At 62.7% G+C, this 13,502-nt stretch carries 14 protein-coding genes; 10 read left to right on the plus strand and 4 right to left on the minus strand.

Annotated elements, in window-relative coordinates:
- Positions 1 to 123 precede the first annotated feature (123 nt).
- From AC244_RS29615 to AC244_RS29625, 3 genes are all read left to right on the plus strand, one after another.
- Positions 124 to 771 carry a TetR/AcrR family transcriptional regulator C-terminal domain-containing protein gene (locus tag AC244_RS29615; protein WP_053252406.1) on the plus strand — a complete coding sequence of 216 codons (648 nt, stop codon included), beginning with the start codon at positions 124 to 126 and terminating at the stop codon, positions 769 to 771.
- A gap of 194 nt (positions 772 to 965) precedes the next feature.
- Entirely contained in the window at positions 966 to 1,985 is a 1,020-nt protein-coding gene (ilvC, locus tag AC244_RS29620; protein ID WP_053252407.1) for a ketol-acid reductoisomerase, read from the plus strand.
- 193 nt (positions 1,986 to 2,178) lie between these two features.
- On the plus strand, positions 2,179 to 2,625 hold the full coding sequence (locus AC244_RS29625) for an NUDIX domain-containing protein (RefSeq protein ID WP_053252408.1): 447 nt from the start codon (positions 2,179 to 2,181) through the stop codon (positions 2,623 to 2,625).
- A 142-nt stretch (positions 2,626 to 2,767) separates the two neighbouring features.
- Here the strand turns inward: AC244_RS29625 and AC244_RS29630 are convergent, their stop codons facing one another.
- Entirely contained in the window at positions 2,768 to 3,439 is a 672-nt protein-coding gene (locus AC244_RS29630) for a TetR/AcrR family transcriptional regulator (RefSeq protein WP_053252409.1), read from the minus strand.
- A 116-nt stretch (positions 3,440 to 3,555) separates the two neighbouring features.
- Here AC244_RS29630 and AC244_RS29635 point away from each other — a divergent pair, with 116 nt between their 5' ends.
- Complete coding sequence (locus AC244_RS29635; protein ID WP_202596137.1) at positions 3,556 to 4,314, plus strand: NIPSNAP family protein; 759 nt, start codon at positions 3,556 to 3,558, stop codon at positions 4,312 to 4,314.
- Positions 4,315 to 4,720: 406 nt separating this feature from the next.
- On the opposite strand, the gene AC244_RS29640 is transcribed toward AC244_RS29635, so the two are convergent.
- Positions 4,721 to 4,966, minus strand: a complete 246-nt coding sequence (locus AC244_RS29640) for a helix-turn-helix domain-containing protein (protein ID WP_053252410.1) — start codon at positions 4,964 to 4,966, stop codon at positions 4,721 to 4,723.
- Between the two features lie 337 nt (positions 4,967 to 5,303).
- On the minus strand, positions 5,304 to 6,323 hold the full coding sequence (locus AC244_RS29645) for a LacI family DNA-binding transcriptional regulator (RefSeq protein WP_053252465.1): 1,020 nt from the start codon (positions 6,321 to 6,323) through the stop codon (positions 5,304 to 5,306).
- Positions 6,324 to 6,524: 201 nt separating this feature from the next.
- Between AC244_RS29645 and AC244_RS29650 the strand changes: the two genes are divergently transcribed.
- From AC244_RS29650 to AC244_RS29660, 3 genes are all read left to right on the plus strand, one after another.
- A complete protein-coding gene (locus AC244_RS29650) occupies positions 6,525 to 7,433 on the plus strand; it encodes a sugar phosphate isomerase/epimerase family protein (RefSeq protein WP_053252411.1) in 909 nt (302 codons plus the stop codon).
- Between the two features lie 39 nt (positions 7,434 to 7,472).
- Positions 7,473 to 8,393 carry a TIM barrel protein gene (locus AC244_RS29655; RefSeq protein ID WP_053252412.1) on the plus strand — a complete coding sequence of 307 codons (921 nt, stop codon included), beginning with the start codon at positions 7,473 to 7,475 and terminating at the stop codon, positions 8,391 to 8,393.
- Positions 8,394 to 8,488: 95 nt separating this feature from the next.
- Positions 8,489 to 9,652, plus strand: a complete 1,164-nt coding sequence (locus AC244_RS29660; protein ID WP_053252413.1) for a Gfo/Idh/MocA family protein — start codon at positions 8,489 to 8,491, stop codon at positions 9,650 to 9,652.
- Positions 9,653 to 9,715: 63 nt separating this feature from the next.
- Here the strand turns inward: AC244_RS29660 and AC244_RS29665 are convergent, their stop codons facing one another.
- Positions 9,716 to 10,099 carry a hypothetical protein gene (locus AC244_RS29665; protein WP_053252414.1) on the minus strand — a complete coding sequence of 128 codons (384 nt, stop codon included), beginning with the start codon at positions 10,097 to 10,099 and terminating at the stop codon, positions 9,716 to 9,718.
- A 312-nt stretch (positions 10,100 to 10,411) separates the two neighbouring features.
- On the opposite strand from AC244_RS29665, the gene AC244_RS29670 reads away from it, so the two are divergent.
- From AC244_RS29670 to AC244_RS29680, 3 genes are all read left to right on the plus strand, one after another.
- Positions 10,412 to 11,044, plus strand: a complete 633-nt coding sequence (locus AC244_RS29670; protein WP_053252415.1) for a LysE family translocator — start codon at positions 10,412 to 10,414, stop codon at positions 11,042 to 11,044.
- 185 nt (positions 11,045 to 11,229) lie between these two features.
- Positions 11,230 to 12,165 (plus strand): helix-turn-helix domain-containing GNAT family N-acetyltransferase, encoded by a 936-nt coding sequence (locus tag AC244_RS29675; RefSeq protein ID WP_053252416.1) that lies wholly within the window; start codon positions 11,230 to 11,232, stop codon positions 12,163 to 12,165.
- Between the two features lie 359 nt (positions 12,166 to 12,524).
- Positions 12,525 to 13,451 (plus strand): MYG1 family protein, encoded by a 927-nt coding sequence (locus AC244_RS29680; protein WP_053252466.1) that lies wholly within the window; start codon positions 12,525 to 12,527, stop codon positions 13,449 to 13,451.
- The last annotated feature ends 51 nt before the right edge of the window (positions 13,452 to 13,502 follow it).

Raw genomic sequence — 13,502 nt, forward strand, 5'->3', positions numbered from 1 at the left:
TATGCCTATCTCTGGCGTCCCCGCCAAAATTTCGCCCATTCGCCAAAATCGCCTTGACGCCTCCAACGCGCTTCACTAGAACAATGCGAACCGTACCGTACGGTACTGAATGGGTGGAGCCAAGTGCAAAGCGTAGCTGCGACAAGAGAGGCGAATGCCGGGAGCGGCCTGACCGAGCGTCAGGGCGTCGTTCTCGAAGAGGCGTTGCGTCTGCTGGTCGACGGCGGCGAGAAGGCGCTGACGACGGCCGGCGTCGCGCGGGCGGCCAATTGTTCGAAGGAAAGCCTCTACAAGTGGTTCGGCGATCGCGACGGGCTCCTGTCGGCGATGATCGGGTTCCAGGCGAGCAAGGTGCGCACCCAGGATCCTGCTGCCGATGCGCTGAATGCGGAGAGCCTGCGCCGGCACCTGGTCGTCTTTGCCAAGGATCTGCTTGAGGTGCTGGCCGGCGACGTGTCGCTGGCGCTGAACCGGCTGGCGATTGGCCAGGCGAGCCGCGAAGGCTCCAAGCTCGGCCACATGCTGCAGGAGCGCGGACGCCGGCAGATCGGGCGGCGCGCAGCCGCGCTGCTGGAAGCCGGCCGCAAGGCGGGGCTGCTGGCATTCGACGACGCCGACGAGGCCTATGGCGCGCTTTACGGACTGGTCGTTTCCGACTGGCACCTGAAGATGCTGCTCGGCGAAGAGGCTGGCGAGATGAAAAAGGGTTTTGGCCGCAAGGCGGAGCAGGCGGTCAACGCCTTCCTCACGCTCTACGGCACGAAAGGGTAACGGCGGGGGTGACCCTGCCTGCAGCACCGCGTCGAAGACGCGAAAGGGCCGCTGCAGCACTGGAATTGCAGCGCCGCGCGTCGAAGAGGCGCAGCGCTGCAGAACAAGGAATTGCTGTGTGTCGCATGGATCGATCCCGGTTCAAGCGCCGTGCAGCGGAAATACAACTGATATCAACGGGAAGGACCAATCAAATGCGCGTCTATTACGATCGTGATGCCGACATCAACCTCATCAAGTCCAAGAAGGTCGCCATCGTCGGCTACGGCAGCCAGGGCCGCGCGCACGCGCTGAACCTGAAGGACTCCGGCGCCAAGGAAATCCGCATCGCGCTGAAGCCGGGCTCGGCAACGGCTGCCAAGGTCGAGGCCGATGGCCTCTCGGTTCTCTCGGTAGCAGAAGCTGCCAAGTGGGCCGACCTGATCATGATGGCAACGCCGGACGAACTGCAGGCCGAAATCTACAAGGCCGATATCGCCGGCAACATCCGCGACGGCGCTGCCATCGCATTCGCCCACGGCCTCAACGTTCACTTCGGCCTGATCGAGCCGAAGGCTTCGCTCGACGTCGTCATGATCGCGCCGAAGGGCCCGGGCCACACGGTTCGCGGCGAATACCAGAAGGGCGGCGGCGTTCCCTGCCTCGTTGCCGTTCACCAGGACGCTTCGGGCAACGCGCTTGACCTCGCGCTCTCCTACGCCTGCGGCGTCGGCGGCGGCCGTTCGGGCATCATCGAAACCAACTTCAAGGAAGAGTGCGAAACCGACCTCTTCGGCGAACAGGCAGTTCTGTGCGGCGGTCTCGTCGAGCTCATCCGCGCCGGCTTCGAAACGCTGGTTGAAGGCGGCTACGCGCCGGAAATGGCCTATTTCGAGTGCCTGCACGAAGTGAAGCTGATCGTCGACCTGATCTATGAAGGCGGCATCGCCAACATGAACTACTCGATCTCCAACACGGCCGAGTGGGGCGAATACGTCACCGGTCCGCGGATCATCACGGCAGAAACCAAGGCCGAGATGAAGCGCGTTCTGACCGACATCCAGACCGGCAAGTTCACCTCGGAATGGATGCAGGAATACAAGTCGGGTGCAGCCCGCTTCAAGGGCATCCGTCGCGTCAACGACGCCCACCAGATCGAAGAAGTCGGCGCCAAGCTGCGCGGCATGATGCCGTGGATCGGCAAGAACAAGCTGGTCGACAAGGCGAAGAACTAAGCCTTAGCGATCAAGCACATAGGGAAAGCCGGGGCGAAAACCCCGGCTTTTCTTTTTGAGCTTATGGGCCACAAGAGCATGTGACAGAATATGGCTCGAAGATCATAGGAACGCGACCGCGCCTCATAGACGCTCTTGCCTAATTCTTTCCCGGCATCCAACACTGGCTTTCCACTCCAGGGAAAGAGCCTTGATGAGCCTGATGAGATCGTATCTGACGGAGCTGCGCGGTTTGATCGGAAACCGCCTACTCCTGCTTCCCTCCGTTGCCGCCGTCGTTCATGATCGCGCGGGCAATCTGCTTCTGCAGGAGAAAGCTTCAGGCGAGGGATGGAGCCTGCCTGCCGGCGCAATCGAGCCCGGCGAGACGCCGCAGGAGGCCGTCATTCGAGAGGTGACGGAGGAGACCGGCCTGACGATCGCCCCTACCAACATTCTCGGCGTCTTCGGCGGGCGAGACTTTCGGTACACCTACCCGAATGGCGATCAAGTCGAATACATCGTCACATTGTTCAGATGCCAGGTTCTTGAAGACCAGGGGTCGTGGACAGACAACGAGACAAGATCGCTTCGATATTTCGCGCGGGATGAGATGCCGCCGCTCGCATTGCCTTATCCTGTTTCGGCGCTGTTCTCGTAAGTACTCAGCGCGAAGCAAATCATCCTTGTAAAGACGGCCGTTTAAACGGACGTCATTGCGACATTCGCCGGCTTTCCGGGAATGCATTCCCGCTGATTTCCGCAACGCCCCCTTGCGGGCTGCATCCCGTTCGCAATGGATTTCACGATCTTGAAACGGGATAACCCGATTCCAGATTGAGGTGAGTGGCCAGCGATGTCTGATTTTGAATGATCGACGTGAGCTGCTTGGCACAGGTCGCCAGGGGAGCCACGGACTGGCATGCTTTCGCCATCGCCATTGCACCGGAATAGGTTGCCACGACCAGCGTTGCCATGGCTTCAGAATCGAAGTCGTGAATGGTAGAACCACGCAGGTCGGCCCGCAGCTTGTCGGCGATGGCGGTCCTCCAGCGCATGAAGATCGCCTCGATCGCGGCCTGGAAGTCCTTGTCCTGACACGACAGTTCAAGCGCGAGATTGTTCAGCGGACAGCCCGACACGGTTCCTTTGCGCTCCAGCTCGGAGATGATGCTTGCGAATACCGCTTGGATTCCATCCGACGTCGTCGTCGCAAGTTTGACTGGCGTGATCCAGGTCAATTCGACGGCTTCCGCCACACGATCCTGGATAACGGCGAGGCCAAGGGCTTTCTTGGTGGGGAAGTGATGGGAGAGCGCTCCGCCCGTCACGCCCGCCTCACGCTTCAGTTCATGCAGGCCAGTAGAATGGTAGCCGCGGGTCGAGAAGGCAATGTAGGCCGCATCCACAAGCCGCTGCCTTAGTCCTTCAGGATCGTTCGTGCGCCGATGCGGCGAGGCAGGACGTTGCGGCATGGGGTCTCTCCTTTCCTCCGATATAGCAGGTTGACAAAACAGGACAACTGTCCCGTATTGTGAAAACAGGACAACTGTCCTGTTTTAGTAGGAGGGGGATGCACATGACATTCACAATGAGCGAATCGATGCCGCAGGCTACGGACGATACGAGCAAGTCGATCATTGAACTGCGGCGGTATCGGCTTCATCCGGGAGCCCGGGAGACCCTGATCGACCTGTTCGACCGCGAGTTCATCGAGTCCCAGGAAGCGCAAGGCATGAGCGTGATTGGACAATTCCGCGACCTCGATGATCCCAACAGCTTCGTATGGCTGAGAGGCTTTGACGACATGCCGTCTCGCGCAGCGGCGCTGAACGCGTTCTATACCGGCCCGGTCTGGGCCGCCCACCGGGACGAAGCGAACGGCACGATGGTCAATTCGGACAACGTTCTGCTCCTGCGACCCGCGTCGCCCGATGTCGGCTTTGCGCCGGTGCGCGTCACACGCCCCGCACCCGGCGCGGCGGACCTGCAGCGCGGTCTTGTGGTTGCGACGATCTGTTATCTCGCACCACGCACGGAAGACGAGTTTGCCGGGTTCTTCGAGGCCGTTGTCAAGCCACATCTGGAGCAAGCCTCGGCCACGGTGTTGGCCGCACTGGTGACCGAGCGGAACCCGAACACCTTCCCGAGGCTCCCTGTCCGCGAAGGGGAGACAGTCTTCGTCTGGTTCTCCTCTTTCCCCAGTTTGGCCGCGTACGAGACACACGTTGCCGAACTTGCGCGTTCTGAGACCTGGGCTACGGAGGTCGTTTCGCAGATGGAGAGGCGCATGTGGCGGCAGAGCGAGGTGTCACGCCTAGCGCCAACGGCACGATCGCTGCTGCCGTGATGCATTGCGTCGGGGGTGACCATCCTGTCTCTCGCCAATTTACTGCGGGGAGATTTCGTGGCGTCTGCTACCGGATGCCCGTTGGATAGACCCGACTACCAGCTGATTCTGAAAACTGGAGCCGAAGCACTCCGGTTCCACATTTTGGTCAGGGGTGGGGAGAAATCAATGAGCGCCGCCTCGCGAGGCGACCGCCCCAAGAAACGAAGGAAGCCGGGGCAGAACCCCGGCTTTCCCTTTTGAGCCAATGGCCGTGAAGGCCGGATTTCAGTCCAGACTCTCGGCTTGAAGCAGCGGCGATCGAGCCTTGCTGCAAGAGAATGAAACTCTACTCCGCATTTCTGGGTGGGCAACACGCCCGACTTGGACACGACGTCCGTTGAGGACATTGTGCCCGGCACCGCCGTTATCGTGTGGCGGTGAAGGCGGCAGGCGAGACTTGCAAGGCAGAGGCGATGCGCTGCAGCTTGACGGGATCGGTATCGGCGCCGAGTTCGACCTTGGAAATTTCGGTTTCCGTCAGGCCTGTCGTGACCGACATTTCGTCGACGGTGTAGCCGTGGGATTCACGCGAACGCTTTACAGCGGCTCCGATGCTGACGCGGGATGGAGTGGCGTCGGAAGCCTTATTCAGATTTTTCTTAAAGGACATGAAGTGTCTCCTTCGTTCGTCCACCGACAAGGAGTTTCGTCGGGTGAAGGGGGCCCGAAAATATCGTGCGACTCGGACAATGAGTGGCGATCAGGCATCGCTAATATAGCCAGGGCGACCGTCAAGGCAAGCTGGCCATGGCATTTTTGAGTGGATAGAGCGGCATCACCGGCCGGCCAGACCCCGGTCTCTCCTGAAAAAAATCGTTTGGAAACCTTACGATACAGGGCCTTGGGCGAGGCAGCCGGCCCCCCGAAAAAAAGTGCGCTGAGCGCGTGCTTCAGATGGGAAATGGCACTGGTTTCGACGCAAATACTGGCCGCAGGCGGGTCTTTGATCAAAGATTTTCCGAGGTCACGGTCAGGAAGCGCACGGGCTCTGTGCTGACCTCGACATCCATGAGGCCGAGATTTTTCAGGGTCAGGTCGATCGAGCGCCGGGCCTGGATCTCCGGCGCCTGGTCGAGCACGATCGACATCACGCGCTGGCGCAGGTAGCGCCGCGTCTGCTCGGTCAGTTCATGGCCGACCCAGAATATTTTGGCGTCGGCCCCACTCTTCAACGCATTGGCCTTCAGCACCTTGGCAACGCCGTTGTTGTCGCCGCCGGCGCTGTAGACGCCGATGATGCCGGGGTCGCGAGCAAGTGCCCTGCCCAGAAGTTCCATCGCATCGTGCTCGTCGTCGCGGTCGAACATCACTTCGGTGAAACGGTGAGCCGCGTCGCCCTGTTCGTCGAGATAGGTGGAGAAGCCGCGAATGCGCTCCTTGTGGTTCTCGTAGGCGCCGCTATGGCAGAGCGCGACGAAGGAACCGGCGCGCGCCGAAAGCATCTGCGACATGTAGTGGGCGGCCGTGCGCCCGGCAGCGTAGTTGTCGATGCCGACATAGGGCAGTTCCGGCGCCGGACGGGTCATGATCTGGACGACGGGAATTCCGAGGCCTGCGGCCTTTCTGACGCTCTCGACCACATCGGGATGATCCGGCGCCACCACGATCAGAGCGGATCGACGCAGCTTCGGGTTGGCGACGATGCGGGCGAAATCCACCGGGTCGTTTTCGCGGGCAAAGGTGCGGTGGACAGTGATGCTGTGGTCGAGCGAGGCGGCGATGCGCTCGAAGGCCTGGTTCATGCGCGAATAGAAGCTGGTTTCCGGCCGGACGAGGATGACCTCGATGCGGATCACGCCGCGATGGGGTTCGGGCAGGGTGCGGCCGTAGCCGAGCTTCCTGACTGCGAGCAGGACTCTCTCGACCGTTTCCGGCCGCACACCGCCGCGGCCGTTGAGCACGCGTTCGACCGTGGCTGTGCCGAAGCCGGCTTCATCAGCCACATCCTTCAACGTTGCCTTCGTCACCGTCACCTCCCAATCCTCGATCTGAGATCATCATTCGCACGCTGAGTGGTCAATGATCAAATTTGATCATCAAAGCATTGGAACCGGCCCGTCGGGCAGGGTTATCCCTAATGCAATTCGGGAGGAGACACCGAAGTTCGAAACGATCCGTCGAAGGATCATCCCGCCGCGCTCGTGGCAAAGGGATGATGGAGGAGCACCATGAAAATCGCACTCGATCCCCATATGCATCGGCATTTGCCGCTGGATCAGCTTTGCCGCAAGGCGGCCGAGCTCGGCTACGACCATATCGAACTGTCGCCGCGCGACGACTTCCTGCCCTGGTGGGTGCGGCCGCGGGCGCACAAGGAGCGCATCGCCGAGTTCAAGAAGGCCTTGAAAGACCATGGCGTCAAGCTCGCATCGCTGCTGCCGATGTATCGCTGGGCAAGCCCGCATGAGGACGAGCGTCAGGCGGCGGTGCGCTACTGGAAGGAGGCGATCCGCATTGCCGTCGAGATGGATTGCGACACCATGAATTCGGAGTTTGGCCGCGGGCCTTCGCCGGATCGCGGCCACCGGTCCAACTGCTGTGGCGGCATGCATAGCCATGAGCACAGCGAGGCCGCGTGGTGGCGGTCGATCGAGGAACTGGTGCCGGTCTTCGAAAAGGAGGGCGTGACGCTCAACATGGAGCCGCATCCGGAAGACTGGTGCGAGACGCTGCATCCGGCGATCGACATGCTGAAGACCATCGGCTCGAAGAACGTAAAATTCCTCTACTGCGCGCCGCATACCTTCTATTTCGGCGACGACATGGCAAAAATGATCCGCGATGCCGGACCGCTGATCGCCCATGTGCATGTCGCTGACACCTACAATCACAAGGCCTCCTCGGGCCTGCGCTACATCGTCAACCCGCCGGGCGCCAAGGTGACGATCCACCAGCACATGGACATGTACCAGGGCGAGATCGACTGGGACGTGTTCTTCTCCTCGCTCGCCGAGGTCGGCTTCGACGGCATCGTCACGGCCTGCGTCTTCGGCTGGGAGGAAAGGGCCGACCAGTCCGGCCGCTTCATGCGCGCCGAGATCCAGAAATACGTCGACAAGTACTGGAAGCGCGGCTGAGGCCGAGCCCGCCACCATCACCGATCGAGGAATGAAGCCGTGAGCATCACGATCACGACCGCCCCCTGCTGCTGGGGCGTGGACGATGTCAACAATCCCAACCTGCCGGCCTGGAGCCGCGTGTTCGACGAGGCGGCCGCTGCCGGCTATGGCGGGCTGGAGCTCGGGCCCTACGGCTATGTGCCGCTCGACGACCGGCTGGTTGCCGCCGCACTTGCCGAGCGCAATCTGTTCATCGTCGCCGGCACGATCTTCGACGATCTGGTTTCGCGCGATAATCGCGACAATCTTTTGCGCCAGACGGACGAGATCTGCGCCGTCATCACCAGGCTGCCGCAGCCGCCAAGGGTGCCCGGCCAGAGGTTTGCGACGCCCTATCTCACCGTCATGGACTGGGGCCATGACGAGCGCGATTATGCAGCCGGGCATTTCGACCGCGCGCCTCGGCTTTCGGACGAGGCCTGGGCGGGCATGGTCACCAACATCAAGGCGATCGCCGAGCGCGCCACCGGCTATGGCGTGCGCGCCGTGATCCATCCCCATGCCGGCGGCTATATCGAATTTGCCGACGAGATCGAGCGGATCGACCGCGACGTGCCGCAGGAGATCGCCGGCTTCTGCCTCGATACCGGCCACACTTTTTACGCCGGGATGGACCCGGTGGAGACGCTCCGGCGCTATGCCGACCGGCTCGACTATATCCATTTCAAGGATATCGATCAGACGGTGTTCGACCGGGTGATGGGCGAAAAAATCCGCTTCTTCGAGGCCTGCGCGGAAGGCGTCATGTGCCCGATCGGCCGCGGCGTCATCGACTATCCCGCCGTCAGGCGGGCGCTGGACGAGATCGATTACCACGGCTTCATCACGGTGGAGCAGGAGCGCGATCCGAGAAGCGTCGCGGGCAGCTTGGCGGACGTCAGGGAAAGCCGCGACTACCTCCGTTCGGTCGGCTTCTGAACTGTAATTCGCACGCCCGGTGCTGTTCAAACATTTGATTTTACGCACGTCGGTGCCGTGCCGCACGCCATGCGTCATAGACAGGAAACAAGATCATGACGGAAACCAAGAGTAGGCCGATCCGCTGGGCGATGGTGGGTGGCGGCCGCGGCAGCCAGATCGGCTCGATCCACCGCTCGGCAGCACTCCGGGACAACACGTTCGAGCTGGTGGCCGGCGCCTTCGACATCGATGCCGAGCGCGGCCGTGCCTTCGGCGTCGATCTCGGCCTCGACGCAGCGCGCAGCTATGCCGACTATGCGACGATGTTTGCCGCCGAGGCGAGGCGGCCCGACGGCATCGAGGCCGTGTCGATCGCCACGCCCAACAACACCCACTTTTCCATCTGCAAGGCGGCGCTGGAGCACGACCTGCATGTGGTCTGCGAAAAGCCGCTCTGCTTTACTGTCGCAGAGGCTGAGGAACTGAAGGCGCTGTCTGAGGCACGTGGCCGCATCGTCGGCGTCACCTATGGTTATGCCGGCCACCAGATGATCGAGCAGGCCCGCGCCATGGTGCGGCATGGCGACCTCGGCGAGATCCGCATCGTCAACCTGCAATTTGCCCATGGCTTTCACAGTGCGGCGGTCGAGGAGCAGAACCCGTCGACCCGCTGGCGCGTCGACCCGAAATTTGCCGGGCCGAGCTATGTGCTCGGCGATGTCGGAACGCACCCGCTCTACATCTCCGAGGTGATCCTGCCGCATCTGAAGATCAAGCGGCTGATGTGTGCCCGCCAGAGCTTCGTCAAGAGCCGGGCGCCGCTTGAAGACAACGCGGTGACCCTGATGGAATACGACAACGGCGCGATCGCCACTGTCTGGTCGAGCGCCGTCAATGCCGGCTCGATGCACGGGCAGAAGGTGCGCATCGTCGGCTCGAAGGCCAGCATCGAATGGTGGGACGAGCGGCCGAACCAGCTCTCCTATGAGATCCAGGGCGAGCCGGTGCGGATCCTCGAGCGCGGCATGGACTATCTCTACCCGCAAGCCCGCATCGACGACCGCATCGGCGGCGGCCACCCGGAAGGCCTGTTCGAGGCCTGGGCCAATCTCTATCGCCGCTTCGGCCTGGCGATCAGCGGCAAGCGGGGCCTTGCGCCCGAGGGGCTCGAAGACCTCAATTTCCCCGGTGTCGATGCCGGGCTCGAGGGCGTGCGCTGGGTGGAAAACTGCGTGCGCTCGGCGGACGCCGGCGGCATCTGGGTGGATTACCGCTGAGGCGGGGGCGTTCGCGACAGGTGGGTCTGCGCCTAAACCAAGGCGCAGACCTGCCTATGTCGATCAGCGAAGGGGTGTGCAGCCCTTGACGTGAGGCGCCTTGACGCGGCCTGCCTGAAGGTCGCTCCAGAGCGGCAGTGACGGATCGGGACCGCCCAACGACGCCTCAAAGGTGGCCCGATCCAGCTTGACCAGGCGCCCGCCCGAGGTGATGCTCACCAACTGCTTCTTGTTCACGACGGCTATGCTGACATTCATCCGGCAGAAAAACTGCTTGTCGCCGTTCGACGCCACCCAGCCTTGCGAACCGGCCTTGTTCTTCGTGAGTTTGCTGACCTTGTAGCCCTGCCGTTCGAGCTGGGCCAAGGATTCCGCCTTGGCCAGGCCCGGCATGAGGGCAAAGCCAATCACCGTGGCGGCGAGCAATTGCTTGACTGAAATGAACATCGAGTTTCAACCCCTGATTACAACATGACGCCGTCCTCTACGTCCAACGGGTTCGGAGTACAACTTGGATTTGTCACGTTGCTTAACGTCGAAAGCCGGACGGAGCCATCGGGTCCATTCCTCGTGCGCGCGGCAGGAAGACGGGAGTGCCCGCGGTGGCGGAAACCACAATCGTTGGACACCAGCAGCAGGCTTTGCGGAATGCGGGCGCTGCATTGCCAATATGGTGCGTTGTGCCGTTTTTCGCTCCGGCCTTGCCATTCCGGCGAATCCGGCTAAACCGAAATTCCGGCCACTTCAAAGGATGATGTCATGCCGGATTTCTCCACGCTTCTACTTTTCGCCGCCGCCTCGCTGGTGCTGACCGCCACGCCTGGTCCCGATATGCTGCTGATCGCTTCACGCAGCGTCAGCCAGGGGCAGGGGGCGGGGTTCCTCACCTATGCCGGCATCGCGCTCGGCACCTATTGCCACGCGCTTGCCGCGGCGCTCGGGCTGTCGCAGCTGATTGCCACCGTGCCGATCGCCTATGAGATCGTGCGCTGGGCCGGCTGCGCCTATCTGCTCTATCTCGCCTTTAAGACCCTGCGTTCGCAGGCGATCGACTTTTCGCCGACCTCATCATTGAAACGCCTGTCGCTCAGGCGGATTTTTGGCGAGGGACTTTTGACCAACCTGCTCAATCCGAAGATGGCGCTGTTCGTGCTGGCGCTGTTTCCGCAGTTCATCCGGCCCGAAAACGGCGCGATGATCGTGCAGACGCTGGTGCTGGCAACGGTGCTGAACGGCATCGGCTTTCTGGTCAATGGCGCGGTGATCCTGCTCGGCGGCCAGATCCGCAGCCGGCTCACGGCACCCGCCCGCTTCCGGAAGTTGCCGCAATACCTGCTCGCCACCGTCTTTGCCGGACTGGCTTGCCGGCTGGCGCTGGGGGCCAGGAACTGAAGCAGTTGCCCGAAGGTGTGCCGCGGTTTCGCGGCAGCGGTATGCGTGAAGGAATGCAGGCCGCTGAACCGATGCACAGGCTCCGGGATCGTAACTGGACACTTCAGGCGCCTCGTGCCCGCACGGCAAGTTGACTCAATCAACAAATCGTTGTTGATTGAGTCAACTTAGGCTGGATCACCTCCATGACACTCACCAACGATCACCCTGACGTGGCGGCGCTGCGCGCCTTCAACCGCCTCTATACCAACCGCCTGGGCCTCTTGAACGCCCATCTCGACCAGAGCCCGTTCACGCTCACCGAAGCCCGCATCCTCTACGAGCTTGCCCATCGCGAAGAGCCGACGGCAGCCGAGTTGATGCGGATACTCCAGGTCGACCGCGCCCAGCTGAGCCGCACGCTGAAGCGGTTCGCCGATCGTGGCCTGGTCGAAAAGTCGGAGCATCCGGAGGGCGGCCGCCGCCAGCCACTCTCGCTCACGCTGGCCGGACGCACGACCTTCGCAGCCCTGGAGCAGAACACCCGTCAGGCCATCGGCGCGCTGCTCGATACCTTGCCATCGACCGAGCGCAAGCGGCTGATCGCGGCCACCGGCATTGTCAGCGAGGTCCTTGGGGAAAGGGCCGGAGGGGAGTTGCTGCTGCGCGATCTGAAGCCGGGCGATCTCGGCTGGATCATCCATCGCCAGACCGTTCTCTATGTTGAGGAGTATGGCTGGAACCAGGAGTATGAGGCGCTCGCCGCGCGCATCCTTGCGGATTTCGTAAAATCCTTCGACCCGAGCCGCGAGGCCGCCTGGATTGCCGAGATCGACGGCCGCATCGTCGGCTCGATCTTTCTCGTGGCAAGCGACAAGCCCGGCGTCGCCAAGCTCAGGCTGCTCTATGTGGAGCCGGATGCGCGCGGCCGCGGCGTCGGGGCGGCACTGGTTGCCGCCTGCATCGACCGCGCCCGCGCGGTCGGCTATCACACGCTGGTGTTGTGGACCAACAGCGTGCTGACTTCTGCCCGGCGCATCTACGAGCGCGCCGGCTTCACGCTCACCGAGGAGGCGCCGCACCATTCCTTCGGCAAGGATCTGGTGGGGCAGACCTGGTCGCTCGATCTTAAGCAGGGTTGAAACGGGAGCCGGTTTGTGGCCGATAGGCGGCACACGCCATCCGGTGACGCCGCCCGGTTCCCATCCACCAACCCGCATGGCGGGTTGACGGCGCGTTTGCTGCGCCTGCGGCAGATCCGCTCGGGGCAGCGGCCGCATATCCGGTCGCGACTGCCTTCGCCGGATCGGCTCGATCGCTGGTGCTGCCGGCTGGAAACGAAAGCGCCACCGTCTGAAACGCGGACCCTGCGGTTTGAGGGCGAACACGCGGAATCAGCGATGGGTGGGTTGAGATGGCGCTTGGCAAGGGTTATCTGGTGCCAACCGCAGACGCCCCCTCGGGCGGACTCCCCTCAGAAAACCACAAGGCGCATCCCGGCATGATCCCAGATTTCCTCGTCACCCACTCCGGTGGCTTCCATGCCGATGAGCTCATGTCGAGCGTCATCCTGACCCGGCTGTTCCCTGAGGCGCGTATCGTTCGCAGCCGGGCGCCGGAGTGGATCACAGCGGGCATCGACCGCATCATCTACGACGTCGGCGGCGCCTATGACGCCGCAGTGGGCATTTTCGATCACCACCAGCGCGGCGCCCCGCTGCGCGAAGACGGCCAGCCCTACAGCTCGTTCGGCCTGATCTGGAAGCACTATGGCCGCGATTATCTCGCCGCCGCTGATGTCCCGGAGGCGCATGTCGAGGCGGTGCACGCCTCGTTCGACAAGAGCTTCGTGCTGCCGGTCGATCTGGTGGACAATGGCGCGCTCAGCCCGTCCGTTGCCGGGCCGCTGGCCGGGCTGACGCTGCCGGCGCTTCTGGAAACGCTAAAGCCCGTTTTCGATGAGACCGACCCGCAAGCCGATGACCGCGCCTTCCATTCCGCGCTCGCGATCGCCCGGAGTTTCGTCGAGGCAAGCATCGGGCGCAGCGCCGCAAAGTTGCGGGCCGAGGCCGTCGTGCACCAGGCGATCGTCGATACCGGCGAAGGCCGCGTGCTGGAGCTTCCGATGGGAATGCCGTTCCGCCCCGCCATCGTCAAGGCGGGCGCCGATCACCTGCTGTTCGTCGTTCACCCGCGCGACAAGGACTGGTGCCTGACCGGCATCCGTCGCGCCGACGAGGGCTTCGAGCTGCGCGCCGACCTGCCTGCCGCCTGGGCCGGCCTCACCAATGGCGACCTGGAGGCCGCCTGTGGCATCAAGGGCGCAACCTTCTGCCACAACGGCCGCTTCATCGCCGCCGCCAGCACCCGCGAGGCGGCACTTGCCATGGCGGAGCTGGCGGTGACGGAGGCTGTTGCCGCCGGGTGAGGGTTGGGTCGACAGCCCAAAGATACTCTGGACGAAGGATGAGGGCGTTCA

This window comes from Ensifer adhaerens (assembly GCF_001270265.1).
Taxonomy (GTDB): domain Bacteria; phylum Pseudomonadota; class Alphaproteobacteria; order Rhizobiales; family Rhizobiaceae; genus Ensifer; species Ensifer adhaerens_B.

Bases quoted from the DNA above. Each gene is read 5' to 3' on its own strand.
- AC244_RS29665 (WP_053252414.1), bottom strand. From the start codon at position 10,099: ATGTTCATTTCAGTCAAGCAATTGCTCGCCGCCACGGTGATTGGCTTT.
- AC244_RS29670 (WP_053252415.1), top strand. From the start codon at position 10,412: ATGCCGGATTTCTCCACGCTTCTACTTTTCGCCGCCGCCTCGCTGGTG.
- ilvC (WP_053252407.1), top strand. From the start codon at position 966: ATGCGCGTCTATTACGATCGTGATGCCGACATCAACCTCATCAAGTCC.
- AC244_RS29660 (WP_053252413.1), top strand. From the start codon at position 8,489: ATGACGGAAACCAAGAGTAGGCCGATCCGCTGGGCGATGGTGGGTGGC.
- AC244_RS29640 (WP_053252410.1), bottom strand. From the start codon at position 4,966: ATGTCCTTTAAGAAAAATCTGAATAAGGCTTCCGACGCCACTCCATCC.
- AC244_RS29625 (WP_053252408.1), top strand. From the start codon at position 2,179: ATGAGCCTGATGAGATCGTATCTGACGGAGCTGCGCGGTTTGATCGGA.
- AC244_RS29630 (WP_053252409.1), bottom strand. From the start codon at position 3,439: ATGCCGCAACGTCCTGCCTCGCCGCATCGGCGCACGAACGATCCTGAA.
- AC244_RS29680 (WP_053252466.1), top strand. From the start codon at position 12,525: ATGATCCCAGATTTCCTCGTCACCCACTCCGGTGGCTTCCATGCCGAT.
- AC244_RS29650 (WP_053252411.1), top strand. From the start codon at position 6,525: ATGAAAATCGCACTCGATCCCCATATGCATCGGCATTTGCCGCTGGAT.
- AC244_RS29635 (WP_202596137.1), top strand. From the start codon at position 3,556: ATGAGCGAATCGATGCCGCAGGCTACGGACGATACGAGCAAGTCGATC.
- AC244_RS29675 (WP_053252416.1), top strand. From the start codon at position 11,230: ATGACACTCACCAACGATCACCCTGACGTGGCGGCGCTGCGCGCCTTC.